Source organism: Mesorhizobium sp. M1312, assembly GCF_040318115.1.
Classification (GTDB): domain Bacteria; phylum Pseudomonadota; class Alphaproteobacteria; order Rhizobiales; family Rhizobiaceae; genus Mesorhizobium.
In genome coordinates this window covers 1-20,278 of record NZ_JAMYLQ010000022.1, presented here as the reverse complement: position 1 = coordinate 20,278, position 20,278 = coordinate 1, and the positions used below count along the sequence as shown (strand labels likewise).

General features: G+C 63.8%; 17 protein-coding genes. 8 read left to right on the top strand and 9 right to left on the bottom strand.

The genetic code is table 11. From position 1 onward, the window contains the following. Positions 1-6: 6 nt before the first annotated feature. Together NKH36_RS22840 and NKH36_RS22835 are read left to right on the top strand one after the other, a co-directional pair. Positions 7-735 (top strand): aspartate/glutamate racemase family protein, encoded by a 729-nt coding sequence (locus NKH36_RS22840; RefSeq protein ID WP_502912092.1) that lies wholly within the window; start codon positions 7-9, stop codon positions 733-735. 23 nt (positions 736-758) lie between these two features. Then, positions 759-1,595: a GNAT family N-acetyltransferase gene (locus NKH36_RS22835; RefSeq protein ID WP_352961867.1), complete on the top strand. Its 837-nt coding sequence runs from the start codon at positions 759-761 to the stop codon at positions 1,593-1,595. Positions 1,596-1,613: 18 nt separating this feature from the next. Here NKH36_RS22835 and NKH36_RS22830 read toward each other — a convergent pair whose 3' ends face one another. Further along, on the bottom strand, positions 1,614-2,153 hold the full coding sequence (locus NKH36_RS22830) for an Lrp/AsnC family transcriptional regulator (protein WP_352961870.1): 540 nt from the start codon (positions 2,151-2,153) through the stop codon (positions 1,614-1,616). A 48-nt stretch (positions 2,154-2,201) separates the two neighbouring features. Here NKH36_RS22830 and NKH36_RS22825 point away from each other — a divergent pair, with 48 nt between their 5' ends. After that, positions 2,202-3,380 carry an MFS transporter gene (locus NKH36_RS22825; RefSeq protein ID WP_352961872.1) on the top strand — a complete coding sequence of 393 codons (1,179 nt, stop codon included), beginning with the start codon at positions 2,202-2,204 and terminating at the stop codon, positions 3,378-3,380. Positions 3,381-3,505: 125 nt separating this feature from the next. Continuing rightward, positions 3,506-3,931 (top strand): GNAT family N-acetyltransferase, encoded by a 426-nt coding sequence (locus NKH36_RS22820; RefSeq protein ID WP_352961875.1) that lies wholly within the window; start codon positions 3,506-3,508, stop codon positions 3,929-3,931. On the opposite strand, the gene NKH36_RS22815 is transcribed toward NKH36_RS22820, so the two are convergent. Both NKH36_RS22815 and murQ read right to left on the bottom strand, forming a co-directional pair. Beyond that, the gene (locus tag NKH36_RS22815) at positions 3,932-5,056 is read right to left on the bottom strand and encodes an anhydro-N-acetylmuramic acid kinase (RefSeq protein WP_352961877.1); all 1,125 of its coding nucleotides are present in this window, start codon (positions 5,054-5,056) and stop codon (positions 3,932-3,934) included. 158 nt (positions 5,057-5,214) lie between these two features. After that, entirely contained in the window at positions 5,215-6,138 is a 924-nt protein-coding gene (gene murQ, locus NKH36_RS22810; protein ID WP_352961880.1) for an N-acetylmuramic acid 6-phosphate etherase, read from the bottom strand. 174 nt (positions 6,139-6,312) lie between these two features. On the opposite strand from murQ, the gene NKH36_RS22805 reads away from it, so the two are divergent. Both NKH36_RS22805 and NKH36_RS22800 read left to right on the top strand, forming a co-directional pair. After that, positions 6,313-7,422 carry a carbohydrate kinase gene (locus tag NKH36_RS22805; RefSeq protein WP_352961882.1) on the top strand — a complete coding sequence of 370 codons (1,110 nt, stop codon included), beginning with the start codon at positions 6,313-6,315 and terminating at the stop codon, positions 7,420-7,422. A 31-nt stretch (positions 7,423-7,453) separates the two neighbouring features. Next, positions 7,454-8,380 (top strand): pseudouridine-5'-phosphate glycosidase, encoded by a 927-nt coding sequence (locus NKH36_RS22800; RefSeq protein ID WP_352961884.1) that lies wholly within the window; start codon positions 7,454-7,456, stop codon positions 8,378-8,380. Positions 8,381-8,403: 23 nt separating this feature from the next. Here NKH36_RS22800 and NKH36_RS22795 read toward each other — a convergent pair whose 3' ends face one another. From NKH36_RS22795 to NKH36_RS22770, 6 genes are read right to left on the bottom strand one after another with little or no spacing between them, the layout of a single operon-like run. Next, positions 8,404-9,795, bottom strand: a complete 1,392-nt coding sequence (locus tag NKH36_RS22795; protein ID WP_352961887.1) for an FAD-binding oxidoreductase — start codon at positions 9,793-9,795, stop codon at positions 8,404-8,406. 5 nt (positions 9,796-9,800) lie between these two features. Further along, the gene (locus tag NKH36_RS22790; RefSeq protein ID WP_352961890.1) at positions 9,801-11,042 is read right to left on the bottom strand and encodes a VWA domain-containing protein; all 1,242 of its coding nucleotides are present in this window, start codon (positions 11,040-11,042) and stop codon (positions 9,801-9,803) included. Continuing rightward, entirely contained in the window at positions 11,035-13,287 is a 2,253-nt protein-coding gene (locus NKH36_RS22785; protein ID WP_352961892.1) for a DUF5682 family protein, read from the bottom strand. The genes NKH36_RS22790 and NKH36_RS22785 overlap by 8 nt, the downstream gene beginning before the upstream one ends. 4 nt (positions 13,288-13,291) lie before the next feature. Beyond that, positions 13,292-14,371 carry an ATP-binding protein gene (locus NKH36_RS22780; RefSeq protein WP_287336526.1) on the bottom strand — a complete coding sequence of 360 codons (1,080 nt, stop codon included), beginning with the start codon at positions 14,369-14,371 and terminating at the stop codon, positions 13,292-13,294. 18 nt (positions 14,372-14,389) lie between these two features. Beyond that, positions 14,390-15,832: a DUF5691 domain-containing protein gene (locus tag NKH36_RS22775; RefSeq protein WP_352961895.1), complete on the bottom strand. Its 1,443-nt coding sequence runs from the start codon at positions 15,830-15,832 to the stop codon at positions 14,390-14,392. After that, complete coding sequence (locus tag NKH36_RS22770) at positions 15,829-17,226, bottom strand: SWIM zinc finger family protein (protein ID WP_352961898.1); 1,398 nt, start codon at positions 17,224-17,226, stop codon at positions 15,829-15,831. Before NKH36_RS22770 ends, NKH36_RS22775 begins: the two co-directional genes overlap by 4 nt. Positions 17,227-17,688: 462 nt before the next feature. Here NKH36_RS22770 and NKH36_RS22765 point away from each other — a divergent pair, with 462 nt between their 5' ends. Both NKH36_RS22765 and NKH36_RS22760 read left to right on the top strand, forming a co-directional pair. Beyond that, the gene (locus NKH36_RS22765) at positions 17,689-18,663 is read left to right on the top strand and encodes a sugar-binding transcriptional regulator (protein ID WP_352961901.1); all 975 of its coding nucleotides are present in this window, start codon (positions 17,689-17,691) and stop codon (positions 18,661-18,663) included. A 44-nt stretch (positions 18,664-18,707) separates the two neighbouring features. Continuing rightward, the gene (locus NKH36_RS22760) at positions 18,708-20,153 is read left to right on the top strand and encodes an ABC transporter substrate-binding protein (RefSeq protein WP_123146896.1); all 1,446 of its coding nucleotides are present in this window, start codon (positions 18,708-18,710) and stop codon (positions 20,151-20,153) included. The last annotated feature ends 125 nt before the right edge of the window (positions 20,154-20,278 follow it).

Sequence of the window (20,278 nt, the reverse complement as noted above, 5' to 3'; positions counted from 1 at the left end):
CCCCCAGTGCAAATCCTCGTGGTGAATCCCAATACGACCGCCAGCATGACCGAAACCATTGCAGCGGCGGCGCGGCTCGTGGCCGGCGCCGGCACGGACATCGTCGCGGTCACCTCGTCCATGGGGCCTGTATCGATCGAAGGCTATTATGACGAGGCGCTTGCCGTGCCGGGCCTGCTGGTCGAGATCGCCGCCGGCGAGCGCTCAGGCGCGCAAGCCGCGATCATCGCCTGTTTCGACGATACCGGCCTCGATGCCGCGCGCGCCATGGCCAACATTCCGGTCATCGGCATCTGCGAGGCAGCGCTCAGCACGGCCTCGTTCATCGCCCAGCGCTTCACCGTAGTCACCACGACCGAGCGCTCGCGCGTGCCGGTCGAAGGGCTGGTGCAGCGCTATGGCATGGCGGGGCGGGCCCGCGTGCGCGCCGCCGATATCTCGGTTCTTGCTCTCGAAGACCCGGCATCGGACGCGATCCTGAAACTGCGGGGCGAGATCGCGCGCGCGCTCGACAAGGATCGCGCCGAGGCCATCGTGCTCGGCTGCGCTGGCATGGCCGATCTCGCAGCCGAGCTGCAGCGGGAATTCGGCGTTCCGGTCATCGACGGCGTCGGCGCAGCGGTCAAGCAGGCCGAGGCTCTGATCGCGCTTGGCCTGTCGACCTCCAAGCGTGGCGCCTATGCAAGCCCACTGGCAAAGCCTTATCGTGGCGCATTGAAATCCTTCGCCCCCTGATCTGTTGCCGCCGAGTGACCGCAATGCGCCGAACGATCAGAACGCTCGCACTTGAAGACGTGGAAACCCTTGTCGACTGGGCGGCAGCGGAGGGCTGGAATCCCGGCCTCGGCGATGCCGTGGCGTTCCATGCGGCGGATCCAGACGGCTTCATCGGCGCCTTTGTCGATGGCGAGATGGTGGCCGGAATTTCGGCCGTCGCCTATGGTGACGATTTCGGCTTCATCGGCCTCTATATCTGTCGGCCGGACAGGCGAGGAGAGGGTCATGGCAAGGCGGTCTGGGATGCCGGCATGGCGCGGCTCGGCGACCGTACGATCGGCCTCGATGGTGTCGTCGAACAGCAGGCCAATTACCGCAGCATGGGTTTTGCGCCGGTCTACCGGACGATCCGGTTCGTCGGATCGCCGGGTGTTCCGGCAACCGCCGACAGTGGTATTCGTGCCATAGACCCGGAACTCATGCCCGATGTCCTGGACTACGACAGCCGCTTCTTTCCCGCTCCGAGGCGATCCTTCCTGGAACAATGGCTGCGCCCGCCGCACATGGCGCTTGCGATCGTTAGGGATGGCGCGATCGAGGGATATGGCGTCGCGCGCCGATGCCGCGACGGCTGCAAGATCGGGCCGCTCTTTTCCAACAGCCTGGACGCGGCAAGCCGCCTTTTTGCCGCGCTCGCCAACACCGCGGGACCCGGAAATGTCTATCTCGACGTTCCCGAGACAAACGGGCATTTCGTAGCTCAGCTGACGTCCACCGGCCTCCACCCGGGCTTCGAAACGGCTCGAATGTACAAGGGAAAAGCGCCGCAGTTAGCGCAATCCGGGGTCTTTGCAATCACGACCTTGGAGCTTGGTTGATTGAAGACAGGGCGACCCCTAATACAGCGGCTTGGCCATGTGCCGGGGCGTTGGCCATTCCGTCGTGATCCCGGGCTGCACCGGCCGCTCCAGATAGGTCGATAAAACCACGTAGCTTCGCGTCGAGGTGACGCCGGGCGTTTCGTAAAGCCGCGACAGCAGGCCTTCGAGCGCCCTTGTGTCCTCGGTGCGGACCTTGATCAGCATGCATGTGTCGCCGGCCACCGAATGAATCTCCTCGACTTCGGGGTGCTCGGAAATCGCCATCAGTTCGGGGGTCTTTCCCCAACCCTTGGTGTCGATGTGCACGAAAGCGAGCAACGGCTTGCGCACCGCCTTGGGGTCGATGATTATCGCGGTGTTGCGAATGGCGCCGCTGCGCCGAAGGCGCTTCACCCGTTCATGGGCTGCCGGGGGTGACAGGCCGACACGTTCGCCGAGCTCGGCATAGCTGATCGTAGCGTCATCGACCAGAACGCCTAATATTTTTCGGTCGATCGGGTCGATGCCACGGGCAGCAGGCCTGTTCTGCAGAATGCCATCTGTTTCTTCATCCATATCGAAATTCCTGATTGATACAGAATTTAATACGGCCATTATTGCCGTATGACGAACAGTGATCAAGTCGCAACATTGACGGCAAGGCCGCCTATCCCGGCGCTCGCCTATCTCCTGACCGGATGCATCGCGGTGATCGGCTCCAACTCGCTGGTTCTCGGTCCGATAGCACCGGCAGTGGCCGCGTCGTTTGCGACGAGCGTGCCGGCCGTCATGATCGCGTCCGCCGCGTTCGGCCTGGGGACATCAGCAAGCGCCTTGTTCCTGGCACGCTATATCGACCGGCTCGGCGCTCGCCGTATGCTGCAAGCGGCGTTGCTGCTGCTGGCGATAGCGCTTCTCGCCAGCGCCGCTGCGCCGACGGTAACGACGCTGGTTGCGGCCCAGCTTTTCGCCGGCATCGCCGCCGGCGTCGCCATGCCGGCAATCTACGCCAGCGCCGCTGCGATCGCGCCGCCTGGCCGCGAGAGCGGGACGATCGGCGTCGTGCTGACCGGCTGGACCCTGAGCATGGTCGCTGGTGTCGCGTTGTCGGCTGTAATTGCCGATCTGCTGCACTGGCGCGCAGTTTTCGCGGCGGTCGCGGTGCTTGCGGCGCTCGCGTTGACCGCTCTTACGCTGACGTCGCTGAGCGACGTTAGGAAAAGCGGTCCGGCGCCGACGCCGCTCGGCGCCTTGGCCGTTCCCGGCATAGTGCCGCTTCTGGTCGCCTGCGGCGCCTTCATGACCGCCTTCTACGGCGTCTACGGCTATCTCGGCGATCACCTTCACAATGGCTTGGGACAGCCGGTCAGCGCCAATGGCTTGGCCGCACTCGCCTATGGCGCTGGCTTCGGCATGGCGGCACTTCTCGACGGCGTGATCGATCGCCTGGGCGCGCGACGCGTCATGCCGTTCGCCTATCTCCTCGTCGCGATCATCTACGTCGCGCTTGCCGCATCAAGCGGCAGCTTCGGCCTGGTCATCGCGATGGTCGCAGTCTGGGGCCTTGCCAATCATTTTGGACTGAACGTCCTGGTGATGCGCCTTTCGGCGCTCGATCCGGCGCGGCGCGGCACGATCATGGGCTTGAACAGCGCCGTGACCTATCTCGCGGTGTTTGTCGGCGCCACCGCTTTCGGACCGCTTTATTCCAGCTTTGGTTTTGCGGCATCGGCAGTGGTTGCAGCGTTGCTCATGCTGGTCGCCGCTTCGGCGGCGGCGTGGCGTTCGCCGCGGCCCGTGTAGTCGCGGAGCCACGCGGCGGCAGAGCTTGCGCTCCCCTCCTTTCCTTCGATAAATGTAAATGAAAGTGCCACGCGTCCGGGAGCGCTGTATACGGGTATCCGGCTGTGAGCCTGTCTGGACAAGCGATGAACATGACGCTTGAAACCACCGCCGACCCTTCGCCGAAAGAACTCGCTTTTCTCGGGGAGCGGCTCAGCGCGTTCAACGACAGCGACGTCGGTCCGGCCAACAGGAAGGCACTCGCCGTGTTCGTACGCGACGAGCACCGTGCGGTTGTCGCCGGCATCTCGGGATACACCGCCTGGGGCTGGCTCTATGTGCAATGGCTCTGGGTCGATGAGCGACTGCGCGGCCAGCACATGGCCGGCAGGATGCTGGACGCAGCCGAACAGGAAGCCGTCGCACGCGGCTGTCATGGCGCCCTGATCGACACGTTCAATCCGAAAGCGGCAAACGTCTATGAGCGTCAGGGATATCAGCCTTTCGGCGTGCTTCCCGATTTTCCCGTCGACCGCGCCCGCGTCTTCTTGCAGAAGAAATTGTCGACTTGATCAGCCGGCAAGGCGCCCGCCGCGCATCGGCTGTGGCACCCCGGTGGTGGTCGGGAAGCTGATCGGCAGGCCCCTGAGCACGCGAACCGCAAGGAAGGCAAAGCACTCCGCCTCGACCGCATCACCCTTCCAGCCGAGCGCCTCCGCCGGCACCGCTTCGACGCCGGCGCGGCTGGCAAGCATGGCCATGATCGTCGGGTTGTGGCGGCCGCCACCGCTGACCACCAGCCGCTTCGGCCGGTGCGGCAGGAGGTCGAGCGCCTTGCCGACGGCTGCGGCGGTGAAGGCCGTCAGCAGTGCGGCGCCATCCTCAGCGTTGATCCCATCCGCCATGGCTGCGCCGAAATCGAACCGGTCCAGCGACTTTGGATAGGGCTTGGCCAGGTAGGGATGCTGCAGGAGCTTGGCCAGCCGGGCTTCGTCGACGGTGCCGGTCCGCGCGAGCGCGCCGTCGCGATCCATTTCGCCAAGCCCTTTCGCCTTGATGAAATCGTTCAACGGCGCATTGGCCGGTCCTGTGTCGAAGGCGACGACATTGTCCTTGCCGTCCCACCAAGTGATGTTGGCGACGCCGCCGAGATTGAGCACCGCCGTGTCGCCGCTGATATCGGCATCGCGCAGCAGCGCGGCGTGGTAGGCGGCCGACAGCGGCGCGCCTTGCCCGCCGGCGCGCATGTCGGCCGAGCGGAAATCATAGGCGACCTTGGTGCCCAGTATGGCATGCATCAACGCTCCATCGCCGAGCTGGCGGGTCTGGCCGAGCCGGCCGGTTTGCGGGGCGCGATGCAGCACGGTCTGGCCATGGAAGCCGACGACGCCGATATCGGCCATCGTCAGCCCATAGCTTTCGACGAGGTCCTTGACGGCTGCTGACTGGGCGCGCGTCAGGGCTTCTTCAGCTTCGCGAAAGATCGCCGGTTCCGGCCCGGCAAAATTCCACGCCCTGGCCTGATCCAGCGTATCCTCCAGCAGAGTGCGGATTGATCTGGGGTAGGGCGCCAGCGTGTAAGTGCCGAAATCCGCGATCCGCTCGCCGTCGGTCTTGATCAGCGCAACATCGATATTGCCGTCCAGCACGGTGCCGGTCATCAGGCCGACGGCCCAGCTTGGTTCCCCACTTTTCACTTGTTAGGCTCCGTTGACGGATCGCCGACCGGTTGGCGAATCTCGATAATCCCGCTGTTGATGTGTCGGATGGATCCGGTTGGTGAGCAAGGTCCATTGCCTTGCCTTTGTCGAGGTCGATCCGTTCTGTATACCAGTATCCCGGTATCCAGGCGGCTTCACAACGTCTTTTCGCCTATCGCCTTTCGCAGGAATCCTCCCGCATTGTCGAGCGCCTTGCGCGCCTCTTCGACGCTCATGCCGGTGATTGTCACCAGGATCGCCAGCTTCACGTCTTTGCCGGTCTGGTCGAGCGCCTGTCGTGCCCGCTGCGCTGTGCAGCCGGTGGTCTGCATCACGATCCCAACCGCCCTGGCGACGAGTTTCTTGTTGCTGGGATTAAGGTCGACCATCAGGTTCTGATAGCTCTTGCCGATCCGGATCATGCTGGCTGTCGTCAGCATGTTGAGAACCAGCTTTTGCGCGGTCCCCGACTTCAGCCGGGTCGAGCCGGCGAGAACCTCGGGGCCGACAAGCGGAGAGATGGCAACGTCGGCAATGCCGGCAATGGTCGATCTGGGATTGCAGGAGAGCGCCACTGTCGTCGCTCCCACCTGCTTTGCGTAAGTCAAACCGCCGATGACATAAGGCGTGCGGCCGCTGACCGCGATGCCGACCACCACATCGTCGGCGGTCAACCTGATATCCTGCAGTGCCTTCACGCCTTGTTGCGGATCATCCTCGGCGCCTTCCACAGCCCGCACCAGCGCTTTGGGGCCGCCAGCGATCAGGCCGAGCACCATGTCCTCGGGCACGCCGAATGTCGGTGGACACTCCGAGGCGTCGAGAACTCCCAACCGGCCACTCGTGCCGGCGCCCATGTAGACAAGGCGCGCGCCTTTTTGAAACGCACTAACGATCCGGTCTACCGCGGCAGCAATTTCCGGAATGACTTTCTCGACGGCGGCCGGGACGCCGCTGTCCTCGTCATTGACCTTGCGCAGGATCTCGATGGTTGGCAGCAGGTCGATATCCATCGTCTTCGGGTTTCGGTCCTCGGAAACCAACCGCTCCAGCTCCGACATCAACTCCTGTTCGCTCATCCGCTTGCTTTCAAGTTCCTGCCGTCGCAATAAGTAATGTGATGCGCCGCCAGGCGTCGACCAGTACCAGCCGATGGCATTGAGGGAGACCTCCTGTCGCTCCAAACAAATGTTGACAAGATCATCTGTTGTTGTTCAAACCTTTAGGGACGAACTGGACGGGCGGGTGAGACGATGGACGACCTTGGAGCACAGGAACAGGCGGTTCTCGACCTCATCGCAGCGAACCCGTTCGCCGGCCAGCAGGACATAGCAACCGCGCTCGGCATTGCCCGTTCGACCGTCGCGGCCCACATCGTGCAGCTCGTAAACAAGGGCTACATTCTTGGTCGCGGCTATGTCTTGCCGGCCTCCAAGCGCATGATCTGCATCGGCGGCGCGGTTCTGGACCGTAAGTATCACGCCAAGAAGGATCTGATCTTCGAAACGTCGAACCCGGTCGACGGCTATCGCAGCTTCGGCGGCGTCGCCCGCAACGTCGCCGAGAACCTCGTCCGCCTTGGCATCGACGTAAGCTTCGTCTCGATTGTCGGCGATGATGAAACCGGCCGCTCGCTGGTGCGGCATCTGCGCGACCTCGGCGCCGCCGTCAGCCAGGTCATCACCACTACGGAGCGGCCGACGGCGGAATATGTGGCCATCCTCGATCTCAACAATGATCTCGTGCTCGGCATCGCCGACATGGAGATATTCGATCTGTTTTCGCCGGCCTATCTCGACCGCTTCTGGCCGCATCTGGCTTCGGCGACATGGGTGTTCATCGACTGCAATCTGCCGGCTGCAACGATCGCAGCGCTGATGTCACGTAAGCAGGGCGCGCGCTTCAAACTCGCCGTCGACACGGTGTCGTCGCCGAAATCGGCGCGCCTGCCGAAAGACCTGAGCGGCATCGACCTGTTGTTCACCAACCATGACGAGGCCAATTCGATGCTCGGCATCACCGATGCCGACAAGCGGCTGAAGCCGAAAGAGGCAGCCGCGGCGCTGCGCGCGGCCGGCGCCAGCGAGGTGATCGTGACCATGGGCGCGCATGGATTTGCGGTCGCGACCGAAAGCGGCGTGACGACAATGCGTTCCGTCCCGGCCCGCACCGTCGATATCACCGGCGCCGGCGACGCGATGATTGCCGGCACCATGTACAAGGTGCTTTCGGGAGATCCCGTGCTCGACGCAGCGCGCACCGGGGCGCTGCTCGCCACGCTGACCACCGAAAGCGAATCCAGCGTCCATCCCGATCTGTCGCCGCGCTTCCTAACCGCCGGCATGTACCGCATTCCCGCCTGAACGCGAGCCGAACCCTGAAAGCGAAATGACGATGAAACCTTCCCTTCTCCACCTGAACGACGAAGTCGCGGCAGCACTTCGAGAAGGCCGCGCGGTGGTGGCGCTGGAATCGACGATCATCACCCATGGCATGCCTTATCCTGCCAATCTGGAGACTGCGCGCGGCGTCGAAACCGTGGTGCGCCAGAACGGTGCTGTGCCCGCCACCATCGCGGTGGTCGCCGGCAAGATCAAGGCCGGGCTCGACGACCGTGAACTGGAACAGCTGGCAGCGGCAAAAGACGTGGTCAAGGCCTCCGGGCGCGACCTCGCCGCCATCATGGTGCGCGGCGGTTCGGCCGGAACCACCGTCTCGGCGACGATGCGGATCGCCGCATTGGCCGGCATCGGCATTTTCGCGACCGGCGGCGTCGGCGGCGTGCATCGTGGCGCCGAGGCCACTTTCGATATCTCGGCCGACCTCACCGAACTCGGCCAGACCGGCACGACCGTCGTCTGCGCCGGCGTAAAATCGATCCTCGATATTGCAAAAACGCTGGAATATCTGGAGACGCAACGCGTGCCGGTGATTGCCTATCAGAGTGATGATTTTCCGGCCTTCTATACCCGCTCCAGCGGACTGAAAGCCGATCACCGCCTCGACACGCCGGGGGACATTGCGGGGGCCATGCTGCTGCACGAGCAGATCGGCTCCGGCACCGGCATCCTCGTCGCCAATCCGATTCCCGAGGAGGATGCGCTCGATCCGGCCTTCATCGACGGCACGATCACGGCAGCGGTGGCCGAAGCCGGGACACGCGGCATCGGGCGCAAGGAACTGACGCCGTTCCTGCTCACCCGCATCAACGAGCTTTCGCAGGGTCGCAGCCTGAAAGCCAACATCGCGCTGGTCCGTAACAATGCCGCGCTTGCCGCTCGCATCGCAGTGGCGCATGCGGAATTGAAGGACATGAAGTAGAGGAACCTTCCGGCCTTCGATTTTCAGACGGGCGCGAGATCGAAGACCCGCCTGGCATTGAGGATATTGTTCGGGTCGAAAGCCGCTTTCAAGCGCCGCATGGCGGCGATCTCGGCATCGCTGCGCACCAGGTGCAACCATTCCTTCTTGTCGGCGCCGATGCCATGTTCGGCCGAGACGCTGCCGCCGGCTGCAGCCACGCCACGATAGACGATGTCATACGCCGCCGCCGGATCCACGGTGCGCACCTGATAATGCAGATTGCCGTCGCCGAGATGGCCGAAGACGTAGATTTCGGCGTTGCGGTCGATGGCCCGGATTGCCGCTTCCGCTTCTCGCAGGAACCTTCCCATCCTTGCCAGCGGGAGGCTGATGTCGACGCTGATCAGGCCTTTTATCGAAAACAGGAAGCGGTTGGCGTCTTCTCGCACCGCCCACAGCGCGCGGAATTCGCGCGGCGACTGCGAGACGATCACGTCATCGATCACCCCGTCCTCAACCGCCTGCATCAGCACGTCGGCAAAACGGTCGCCGTCGCGGTCGGGCTCGCTGCCCTGTATCTCGGCGAGCACATAGACGGGCGAGCCGACGGGCAGCGGCGCCGGCGCGTCCATGCCGGCGACCATGGCGCCATAGAGCGGTGCGATATTCACCTCATAAGCCGACAGCAACGGTCCGAGCTTCTGCCTGAGCAGCGTAAGCAGCGCGATCGCCGCTTCGAGCGACGCGAGCGCGCAGAAGGCGTTGACCTCGGTGGCCGGCTTCGGGTGCAGCCGCAGGCAGGCGCGCGTGACGACGCCCAGCGTACCTTCGCTGCCGATGAAGAGCTGGCTGAGGTCATAGCCGGAATTGTTCTTGGGCAAGCCCTTGAGCGACGTTAGGATGCTGCCGTCGGCAAGCACAGCTTGCAGGCCGAGCACCTGCGCGCGGTACATGCCGTAGCGCAGTACGCGGATACCGCCGGCATTGGTGGCAACATTGCCGCCGACGGTGGCCGTGCCGCGCGCGCCGATGTCGACGCCGAACAGCAAGCCGGCCGCATCGGCCGCGTCCCGCACCATTTGCAGCGGCGCGCCGCCCTCGGCGATGATCGTCGCCGCCTCGTGGTCGGGGGGCTCGATCGCCGTCATGCGCTCCAGCGACAGCACCGCTTCGCCGGGCTGGATGCGAGCCGCACCGGCAAGCCCGGTCCGGCCACCCTGGATGACGAGCCTCTGCCCCGCCTCGTTGCACAGGCGCAGTATGTCCGACACCTCGCCGGCCGTGCGCGGACGCAGCACGAACTCCGGCGGTGCGCCTGTCTTGCTGTCTGGGTCTTCCCGGTAGCGTAGTCCTGCCTCGTAGGCCGAAACAACCGCTGACCTGTCCAGCCGCTTTTCCAGCCGCGACAGGAGCTCGGCAACCTTCTGTGACATGGGGCTCACTCGTTCGCCCTAGGCGCTTCGGCCTCGGCACGAACCAGCTTGATGTCGGCGCCCGCCGCCCAGGCGCCGATATCATCCCGGCGCAATGCCGCCGCCATCATGTCCGGGAACAGATCCGGCGTGCAGGCGAAGACGGGAATACCAAGTGCGGCAACCGAACCTGCCATTGCCGGATCATAGCCGGGCCGGCCTTGGTCGGTCAGTGCCAGAAGCACGACGACATTGACGCCGGATCGAACCAGCGCCGCCAGCCGCCGCAGCAACTCCTGGCCATTGCCGCCTTCGTAGAGGTCGGTGATCAGCACCAGGTGCGACTTGGTTGGTCGCTCGATACGGTCGGCGCAATAGGCGACGGCCTGGTTGATATCGGTGCCGCCGCCAAGCTGCACGCCGAACAGCACTTCGACGGGATCGCTGAGTTCCTCGGTAAGGTCGACGATGGCCGTGTCGAAACAGACGAGCTTGGTGCGCACGACCGGCAGCGAGGCCATCACCGCTGCGAAGATCGAGGCGTAGATCACCGAGCTTGCCATCGAGCCGGACTGGTCGACGCAGAGAACGACTTCGTCGAGATCGACCAGCCGGCGCTGCTTGCGCATGAAACCAACCAGCTTCTCCGGCACGATAGTCTTATGCTCGGGCTGGTAGTGGCGAAGGTTCGCCGAGATGGTGCGCTGCCAGTCGATATCGCGTGCACGCGGGCGGTTGGTGCGCCTCGATCGGTCGAGTGCGCCGCGTATCGCCTCGGCGGTTTTCTGCTCCAGCCTTTGCATCAGCTTGGCAACGATATCGGCGATGATCGTGCGGGCGATGTCCTTCGTCTTGGCCGGCATGACCGAGCGCAGCGAAATCAGGTCGGCGACGAGGTTGACGTCGGCATCGATCGCTTTGAGGAATTCCGGCTCCATCAGCATCTGCTTCAGGTCCAGCCGTTCGAAAGCGTCCTTCTGGACGATCTGAACGACCTGCGCGGGAAAGAAGGAGCGAATGTCGCCCATCCACTGTGCAGCGCGCGGCGCCGAGCGGCCGAGTCCGCCGCGCCGCTTGCGCGGGTCGCTGGCTGCGGCGCTGTCGCCATCGCCGTAGAGAGCATCGAGCGCCGCCGAAAGCCGTTTGTCGTCGCTGGAAAGCGACGGCGATGCCTCATCGGCGGCGCCGATCGCCAGGCGCCAGCGGCGCTCCCTTCCGCCATCGGCTGTGAGTGGGCCGGCCTCGTTCATTTCGCCCTCGTCATCCATTGCCGTTTCCTCCCGTGAGCAATGGTCCAAGCAGCTCCAGGTGTCGGCGCCACGCCTCGCCGCCATCCGGCGTCGGCGTCAGGCCGGCCGGCAAGCGCGCGGCGCGGCCGAGAACTGCCTCGATCAGCCGCCGGCGCTCCATGCTGTCCAGATTGGAAAAGACGCGGCGCAGCAACGGCAGGTGCGCGATGAAAGCATCTTCGTCGAGCGATTTAAGCCAGGAATCGACAGCGCCGCGCAGACCTTCATCATAGATCAGCCGTTGACCGGCTGTGCTGAAGAAGCCCTCGAAGAACCCTGCCGCTTCAGCGACCGGCGTGCCCGGCGACAGGCGTCGCCCGAGCAACCCGGCCGCGGCTTCGGCGGGCAGCCGGCCGGCCTCGTAGAGCAGGTGCGCGGCGCATCCGGCCAGCAGCGCCGTCGACCGCGACCCCTCCAGCACGGCAGCCAGCCCGTTGCGCCATCCGTTCAGCACGTCTTCCCCGGCCTCGACCAGCCTGATCGCCTCATCGGCCTTGCGCATCGCTCCAGCCAGGGCCGCGGCGGCCTGCTCATCCAGATCGCGTGCCGCATAAGGAAGCGCGATCGCACCTTCGACGATCAGCCGCTCCATGAGGCCGGAAAGCCGGTTCGTCTGCGTCTTGCGGGCCTCGCCGTAGCGGATGATGTCGGCGAGCGGCGACACCGACGCCAGGATCTCCAGGCATTCGCTGCTGTGCGCCGCCCGCGCCTCCAGGGCCGCAAGACCGGCTGTCGACGCTTCCGACAGGCCTGCCGTAATAGCGCGCTGGACCAGTGCAGCAAGCGTATCGAGGGTTGCCGCCGCGTCGATCATCTGGATCAGGCGGCCGTTGGCAGCCTTTTCGATGGTCGGTCCGTAAATCAGGTTCTCGACCAGACGGACGGCATATTCCGGCTCCCAGGCCAGGGTCCACCGCTCGCGGAAGGTGCCACGGCTGCGACCGGCGTCCGTCAACTTGCCCCAATGCACACCAAGCACGTTCAGCCGATGCAGCAATGTCGAACGAAACAGCCCGCTGTCGCTTCGCAGGTCGACGGATAGTTCCCGCTCCAGCGCTTCAGGTTTCAGCCGCGCCGCCTTCTGGTTGCGCTGCAGATCCTCGATCAACGGCGCCAACGGCGTGTCGGGTGGAATTTCGCCGACGTCCGCACCTAGAAGCAGCTCGGCCTCGACCAGGGCCCACAGCAACGCTTCGCCATTGAACAGAGCTGCAATTGCGGCGTCGCGCAATTCCTCAAACCCGGGTTTCGGCCGCTCGCGAATCGCGGCGAGCGTGCGGGCGAGCCGCTCGGCTTCGATCAGCGAAGCGGTCGAGACCAGGTGACCCTTCACCCGCAGCACCGCTGCAATCATTGCAAGCCACAAGGTTGCTGCATCGCGCCGGCCGCGCGTGCGCCAGAGATGCTTGCACCAGCCGGGTGCGACGACGCCCGCGCCATAGCCGTAGCCCAGCGCCAGACGCGGTCCCGTCCACGGCGCCCATGTCATCGTGCTCTTGCGCCTTGCAATCCCCTTAAGCAGGGCTTGATCGTTTTTTTGCGTGTGTGTGGCCTGCAGTGCCGGCACATGCCACGCCCCGCAGACGACGGCGATAGGTCCGTCGAATTCCTTGCGCGCCGCCCCGATTTCGAGCCGCATATGCGCTTCGCGCTGGGCCTCGAGCTGCGCGATCGAGCCTTCACCATCCCTCAGCGTCATCATCGCGTCGGAGATGGCGGCGAATATCGGGCCTGGTTCCGGATTCTGCTCGATGATGTCCGACCACCAGCTTTCGCCATCCTCATAGCCGGCGGCGCGGGCCAGCGTGCCTATCGGATCACGCCGATGCGGAGCCACGTCATCATGCTCGCTTGCTTCTTTCGCTTCGCCAGCATCCACTTTTTCCGCGCCATCGGCCGCCGCTTCCGCCAAGCGCGCCGACGATGGCAGGTCGATGAAGCGCAACGCCGCCTTGTTGTCCACGGCCCAAAGGACCGCCTGATATTCCGGCGAGAACTCGGCGAACGGCCAGAAGCTTGTCGAAGCTGGATCCTCCTCCGGATAGCAAAGCAGTGCTACCGGAGGTTGCATCTCCGGGCGGGCCAGCAACGGCAGCAGCGCGGAGGCATCGATCGGCCCCTCGATCAGCACGGCGACCGGCTGCAAATCCTGCAATGCCTGCACAAGGCTGTCGGCGGAACCCGGCCCGTGATGGCGTATGCCGAAATAGACGACGTCGCCCATAGCGTCAGATCGCTGCGTTCAGCGCCGCGTAATAGCCGGCATAGTCGGGCCGCTTCTTGAGCACCGTTTCCAGGTATTCTTCCAGCACGACCTTGTCCTGGACCGGATCTTTCACGATCGCGCCGACAAGGCTGGCGGCTAGACCTTCGGCGCCGAGTTTGCCGCTGTCGAACCACGCCGCCTGGCTCAGGCCGCCAACCATCGTCGCGATTGCCTCGGCGGTCGACAGCGAGCCCGAGGGCGTCTTCAGCGTCACCTTGCCGTCGGCGGTCGCACCGGAGCGCAATTCGCGGAAGATGGTCAATACCCGGGCTATCTCCTCACCGACATTTTTCGGCACCGGCAGGTCGAGCCCGCCGGCCATCTCGTCGACCCGTTTGGAGACGATCGCCACCTCTTCCGCCATGTCTTCCGGCAATGGCAGCACCACGACATTGAAGCGACGCTTGAGTGCCGAGGAGAGCTCATTCACACCTTTGTCCCGGTTGTTTGCCGTGGCGATAATGTTGAAGCCGCGCTGGGCATAGATCGATGTGTTCAATTCCGGAATCGGCATCATCTTTTCGGAAAGCACGGTGATCAGCGTGTCCTGCACATCCGAGCCCATGCGCGTCAGCTCCTCGAGCCGGCAGAGTTTGCCGGTCTGCATGGCGCGGTAGAGCGGCGTCGGCACCAATGCTTCCTGGCTCGGGCCCTTTGCCAGAAGTTGTGCATAGTTCCAGCCATAGCGGATCTGGTTCTCGTCGGTGCCGGCCGTGCACTGCACGATCAGCGTCGAGTCGCCCATAATGGCGGCGGCCAGATGTTCCGACACCCAGGACTTGGCCGTTCCGGGAACGCCGAGCAGCAACAGTGCGCGGTCGGTGGCGAGCGTCGCCACCGCGGTCTCCATTAGTCGGCGGCGACCGACATATTTTGGTGTTACCGGCGTGCCGTCACCGGCCTTCCCGCCCAGCAGATAGGTCAGCACAGCCTGCGGCGAGAGGCTCCAGCCGGCAGGCTTTTGCCTGTCGTCACCGCGCGCCAGCGCCTGCAATTCAGAGGCATAGGCCTGCTCGACCGGGAGACGGATGGCAGCGTTCATATGAATTCTCCGGATTGATCATGTGTCGGTTCTAGACTGATATTCGGCCAGCGCCGCGTTTAGACGCAGGATACTGAGTGATGGGGCAGCGGGCGGCATGCCGGCTGCGACGACCTCGTCGATCAATTTTGCTGCTGCGATCGCGGTGGCAAGGAAGCCGATCGTTTCCAGTAAATCGTCGGCCCGGCGCATGGCGTCGTCGTTTGCCGCAACGGCGGAACGCAGCGCCGCAAGAGCTGGCCCGTTCGAAAGGTCGTCCCATTCCAGCCAACCAGCATCAATGCCTTCCGCCAGATTGATCGCGCTGAGGTAATTTGCTTGCTTGAGGATCAGCCGGACGAGAGCTCGTTGTCTGCGACTGTCCAGGCGCGGCGTGAGGTGCAGTACGAACAGCGCCGGTTTGCCCCCATCGGCGACAAGCGCGTCCGCCATATGCGTCACCGCGGCATCACTGCCTGAAGCGGCGACCATTCGTGCGATCAGCATGTCGGCATTGTTGTCGGCGCCGAACTGCCAGGCGCCTATGAATTCGGCTTCTGTAGTGCCGAACCGTGCGGCAAGGTCGCCCAGATTGCAGGTCTCAAACAATTCGGCGCGGCGCTTTTCCTGCGCTGGGGATTTCAGTTTCGCCGGCGTGTAAGTTGTCCGGCGGCGGATGAAGCCGGATTTGCCTTCGCTGATGAAGGCCGCGAGTTCGACTGCGGGATCATCCGCCCCGCCTTCGTTTGAGTGGCCGTGCTCGCCCAACCTTGCCAGTAGCCGGCCAGCCAGTTCGCGCACCTTGCCGGACCTGTCGGCGGAGAGGCTTTTAAGGAATGGCGCATCATCGGCACCCAGGCCGAAGCGCATGAGTTCGATGAGCGCGAGCCTGACCTCGGCGGGCTCGCCCGATGCCTTGGCCTCGATCAGCATTCGAGCTGAAGACGGTTCACTGCGGCGCATGTCTGCCAGCGCGATGCGTCGCGCGGCGGGATAGAATTCATCCCAATTTTCCGCCGTCAGTTTCTCCTGCGGGGCATGTCTCTCCTCGTCCACGCTTGCTTGCCAGTCGATCCAGGGAGCGTAGACGTCCGGGCTGTTCTGATCCGACGCGGCGGGCATCCAGTCCATCGGATGAAGGACAAAGCCGCGGCTGGCCACAAGCGTCACCACGCGCGTCTTGCGTCTCGCGTCGGCGGCGTGTTTCAGAGCGGCTCTCAACAGCGGCCGCAATCGCTCCGGCAGCATAGGGAGCGCAAGCCTGGGGAGCGGCGGCCGCCGCCTGAGCGTCTTCGGCGCCGCCGGCCGCAGGGCGACGTCCAGCGCTTGCGCTGCGATTGCCAGGAGCCGGCGCTCCTGCTCGTCGGCACTTGCATCGCCGGCGATTGCCTTCCAGGCGGTCGGAACCAGATCGAAGGCGGCTCCGCCGGCGATCCAGCAATCGCGCATTGTCGCCAGGCCTGTCTGCTCGCCCTCATTCACGACAGGTCAAGCCTCCCGAACCCGCTTTGAGCCGCCAGAAGGTCAAGCCGAGCGCCATCCCAGAGCGCTGCCGTGGCCGCAAAGTCGAGACCAAGCAATGTTTGATTGACAGCGCCTGCGATCGGCAAGGCGATCCCGTGCGGATCATCCGCGGCCTGCCACCAGCCTGTGCCGCGGTCGTCAATCAGGATCGCACCAGGCGGCAGCATAAGGGGACAGTCGGCAATCCAAGGCGCAGCATCCTGATAGGAAGCATGCGTGGCGAGTGGGTCCTTTGCGGCGCCGAAGGTGAAATCAGGCCACGCGCCGGACATCACTTCCCCCATGCGTTCCGCCACCAGTGCGCGAAGCGGCTTGCGTGATGGATAGAAGACCAGCCGGGCATCGAAACGATCGCCCGGTGCAAAAGCGTTGGACCGCCGTCCGGCGGAAGCCGGAAAATAATCGAGCAGCACGGCAAATTGCGGGGTAGCGCTCTTCAGATCAAGCAGCCAGGTCGAATGGCTGACGAGACCGTCGCGGCGGCTCTCGATCTTCTCGCCCAGAACCTCCCAGAAGCTTTCGACCTGTCTTGCATCCGGATTGGCCAAGACCTGTTCGCGGGTTTCAGAGGTCGATACGAGGCGCTTCAATTCGGGATCGTCGGGCGACGCCCGCCATGCCTTGGCCAGCAGCACAAGCTTGCCGAGCTCGCGGATCGCCGCATCTGGTCTTTCCTCACTGCGCAGCGCCATCAGCCGCGATGGGAGCTCGTCGATGCGACCGGCAAGCGCGGTTGCCTTCATGTCGACCAGCCGCGCGGCAATCCGGCGGCAACGGTCGCTGCTGGCGTCGATGAAGCCGGAAAGACCAAGCCGCAACTGATCGGCGATCCATTGATCGAGCTCATCGAGCGCCGCCGACACGGCTTTTCGTGTGTCTTCCGCCCGCTTGCGCTGCGCTGCCTCACGACGCTCCACAGCCGCAGCGTCTTCGACGGCGGCGCTCCCGTCCGTCCGTGCGGCTTCATCAATGCTCTTGGCCGCGCCGGGTCCCGATTGCGCTGGCGGTGGCGTCGTCTTCCTACGCCGGCTGAGCCAATCATTCACCCATTCCGGTGTCGATTCAGCGGCTGCAAAACTGGCTGGCGCGGTGGCTGCAATCCACATCAGGGCCAGCGTGTGCTTGCACGGAAATTTTCGCGACGGGCAGGTGCATTTGTAGCCGTGATCGCCTGTGTCGACCACCACCCGATAGGGATTGGAGCCGGAGCCCTGGCATTCACCCCAGATGAGCGCCTGCTGCTCATTCTTTTCGAGCCGCGGCCAGTTCGATCGCTTGGTAAGCTTCGAGGCGGCGCTCAGCGACGCCTGATCGGGAGCAAGCGCCTCAATGGTCTTCAAATCGAATTCCAAGCCGCGCCCCTCGTGACTCGAACCAAACGCCTGACGCCAGGATAGATAGCCGTTTGTGAAGAATTACTGTAGCTCTCGTGAAGCGAAGATCGATACGTCTCTGCCCCTGTTCTAATGTGCCCGAATCCGCCTGATCCGCAAGCGAAGTCTACCGCCGTTCGGCAGGCAGAGGATTTTCAGCAAGACGCGGCGTTTGGCGTCGCCAGCCCAGGTATGCGCTCAGTGTTGGACGGCGGAGCAGGCCTTGCCGGCCCATGCAACCGGTTCGCCTGGAGCGAGCCGTTTAGCCTTGCCCTTCAGGTCGATAGGCATGGCCCTTCAACGGGCCCTAACCTGCACGATCGCTCTCCAGCGGGCTGAATTTTTTTGCCCTCTTGGTGCAATTTGAACTACGCGGCGCTTGACTCCGGCGGCGGCTTGTGAAAAATTTTGCACCAACTGATAAAAATATCTAGGGCGGAAATGGTTGGTTTTGGAAACGGCCTCCTGCGCGACGATGAAACCAGTATGGCGACGCGTGCTGCCTGGCTTCATTATGCTGGCGGCCTGACCCAGTCGGAGGTCGCCAAGCGGCTTGGCCTGACCAGCCTCAAGGCGCATCGCCTCATCACCAAGGCCAATCAGGAAGGGTTGGTCAAAGTCTATATCGACGGCGAAGTGTCGGAATGCGTTGCGCTTGAAGACGATTTGTCCAGCCGCTACGGCCTCGACTATTGCGAGGTCGTTCCCGACTTCGATGGCGAAGACCTGCCGCTCAAGGCGCTCGGCATTGCCGGCGCGCAGTTCCTCAAGCGTGAGATCGAACGCGGCGAGGATGCGCTGATCGGCGTCGGTCACGGCCGCACGCTCGCCGCCTGCGTCGAATATCTGCCGCGCATATCGGCTGAAAAGACCCGCTTCGTTTCACTGCTTGGTGGCCTGACGCGCAAGTTCTCGGCCAATCCGCACGATGTCATTCACCGCCTGGCGGAACGGACCGGCGCGGAAGCCTATGTGATGCCGGTGCCGATGTTCGCCAACACGGTCGAGGATCGAACCGTGCTGCTTGGGCAGAAAGGCATCAGCGAGGTCTTCGATCTCGGCAAGGCCGCCGACCTGCTCATTGCCGGTATCGGCACCGCCGAGCGCGAGGCGTCGCTGGTCGCCACCGGCATGATCGAAAAGGGTGAAATGGAGGAGATCCGCCGCAAGGGCGGCGTCGGCGAACTGCTCGGCCATTTCTTCGACGATGCTGGAAAAGCGGTCGAGACGACGCTTTCCAACCGGGCGCTGGCGCTGGCGCGCGAAGACATCAGCAATCGCAGGATTGTCGCCGTTGCCGGCGGCAAGGTGAAGGTTCGTGCCATCAAGTCGGTGTTGGAGGGCCGCTATCTCAAAGGCCTGGTCACCGATGAGCGGACGGCGCGATCACTCGTGGAGCAGACGCCGGTCGGGTAGCCGGCAACCATTCGATTGAAACTACCCTGTGGAGGAGAAGACACATGCATGAGAAAGAGAAAGACCTGATCGACGCGTTCCTGCGCGGACAAGTCGATCGTCGTGGGCTGATCAAAGGCCTCGGCGCAATGGGCCTTGCCGCCGGCACGGCCGGTACGCTGCTCAATCTGGGGCAGACACGTGCCCTGGCGGCGGATTTCGACTGGCAGGCGCACAAGGGCAAGACCATCAAGCTCTTGCTCAACAAGCATCCCTACGCGGATGCGATGATCGCCAACCTTGAAAACTTCAAAAAGTTGACCGGCATGGAAGTCGTCTACGACGTCTTCCCGGAGGATGTCTATTTCGACAAGGTCACCGCTGCGCTGTCGGCCAGCTCGCCTGAATACGATGCCTTCATGACCGGCGCCTACATGACCTGGACCTACGGCCCGGCCGGCTGGATCACCGACCTCAACGAGTGGATCAAGGATCCGACCAAGACCAACGTGAACTATGCCTGGGACGACTTCCTGCCCGGTGTCAGGAAGTCCTGCGCCTGGAACGGTCAGCCTGGCGGCGTGCTCGGTTCCGACGACGCCAAGCAGTGGTGCATCCCGTGGGGCTTCGAACAGAACAACATCACCTACAATAAGGGTATGTTCGACAAGGTCGGCGTCAGCGTTCCCGGCAATATGGACGAGATGGTCGCTACGGCGGCCAAGCTCACCAAGGATGTTGGTGGTGGCGTCTACGGCATCGGCGTGCGCGGTTCACGCTCCTGGGCGACGATCCATCCCGGCTTCCTGTCGGCCTACGCCAACTTTGACCAGAAGGACCTGAATGTCTCGGCCGATGGCAAATTGTCGGCCGCGATGAACACTGCCGAATCCAAGGCCTTCCACAAGCAGTGGGTCCAGATGATCCAGGAGAGCGGCCCCAAGGACTGGTCGACCTACACCTGGTATCAGGTCGGCACCGACCTTGGCGCCGGCGCCTCGGCGATGATCTTCGACGCCGACATTCTCGGCTACTTCATGAACGGCGGCGACAACAAGATGGCAGGCAAGCTCGCCTTCTCCGCCTTCAAGGCCAATCCCGCTGCCAAGGCGCCGACGCCCAATATCTGGATCTGGTCGCTGTCGATGTCCAATTTCTCGAAGGACAAGGACGCCACCTGGTACTTCATGCAATGGGCATCCGGGCCCGAGCATGCGTTGTTCGGTGCGACCGAGATGGACTTCGTCAATCCGGTGCGTCAGTCGGTCTGGAACGACCAGATGTTCCGCGAGAAGCTGAACAAGAGCTATCCGGGCTATGTCGAGATGTTCGACGTTTCGGCGCCCGGCGCCAGCATCAAGTTCACCCCGCAGCCGCTGTTCTTCGATCTCACCACCGAATGGGCGGCGACGCTGCAGAAGATGGTGGCCAAGGAAGTGCCGATCGACGAAGGCCTCGACATGCTGGCCACCAGCGTCGACGGCCAGCTCAAGGAAGCCGGGCTCGGCTAAAGTCCAGGCGAACGGCTGGCCCGCTTCTGCGGGGCCGCCGGCCAGTCCCCAGCGGGGCGGCGCCTTGGAGCCTCGGACCAAAAGTGGAAACCCGTTTTGGTAAATCCGAAGCTCAAACACTGTGT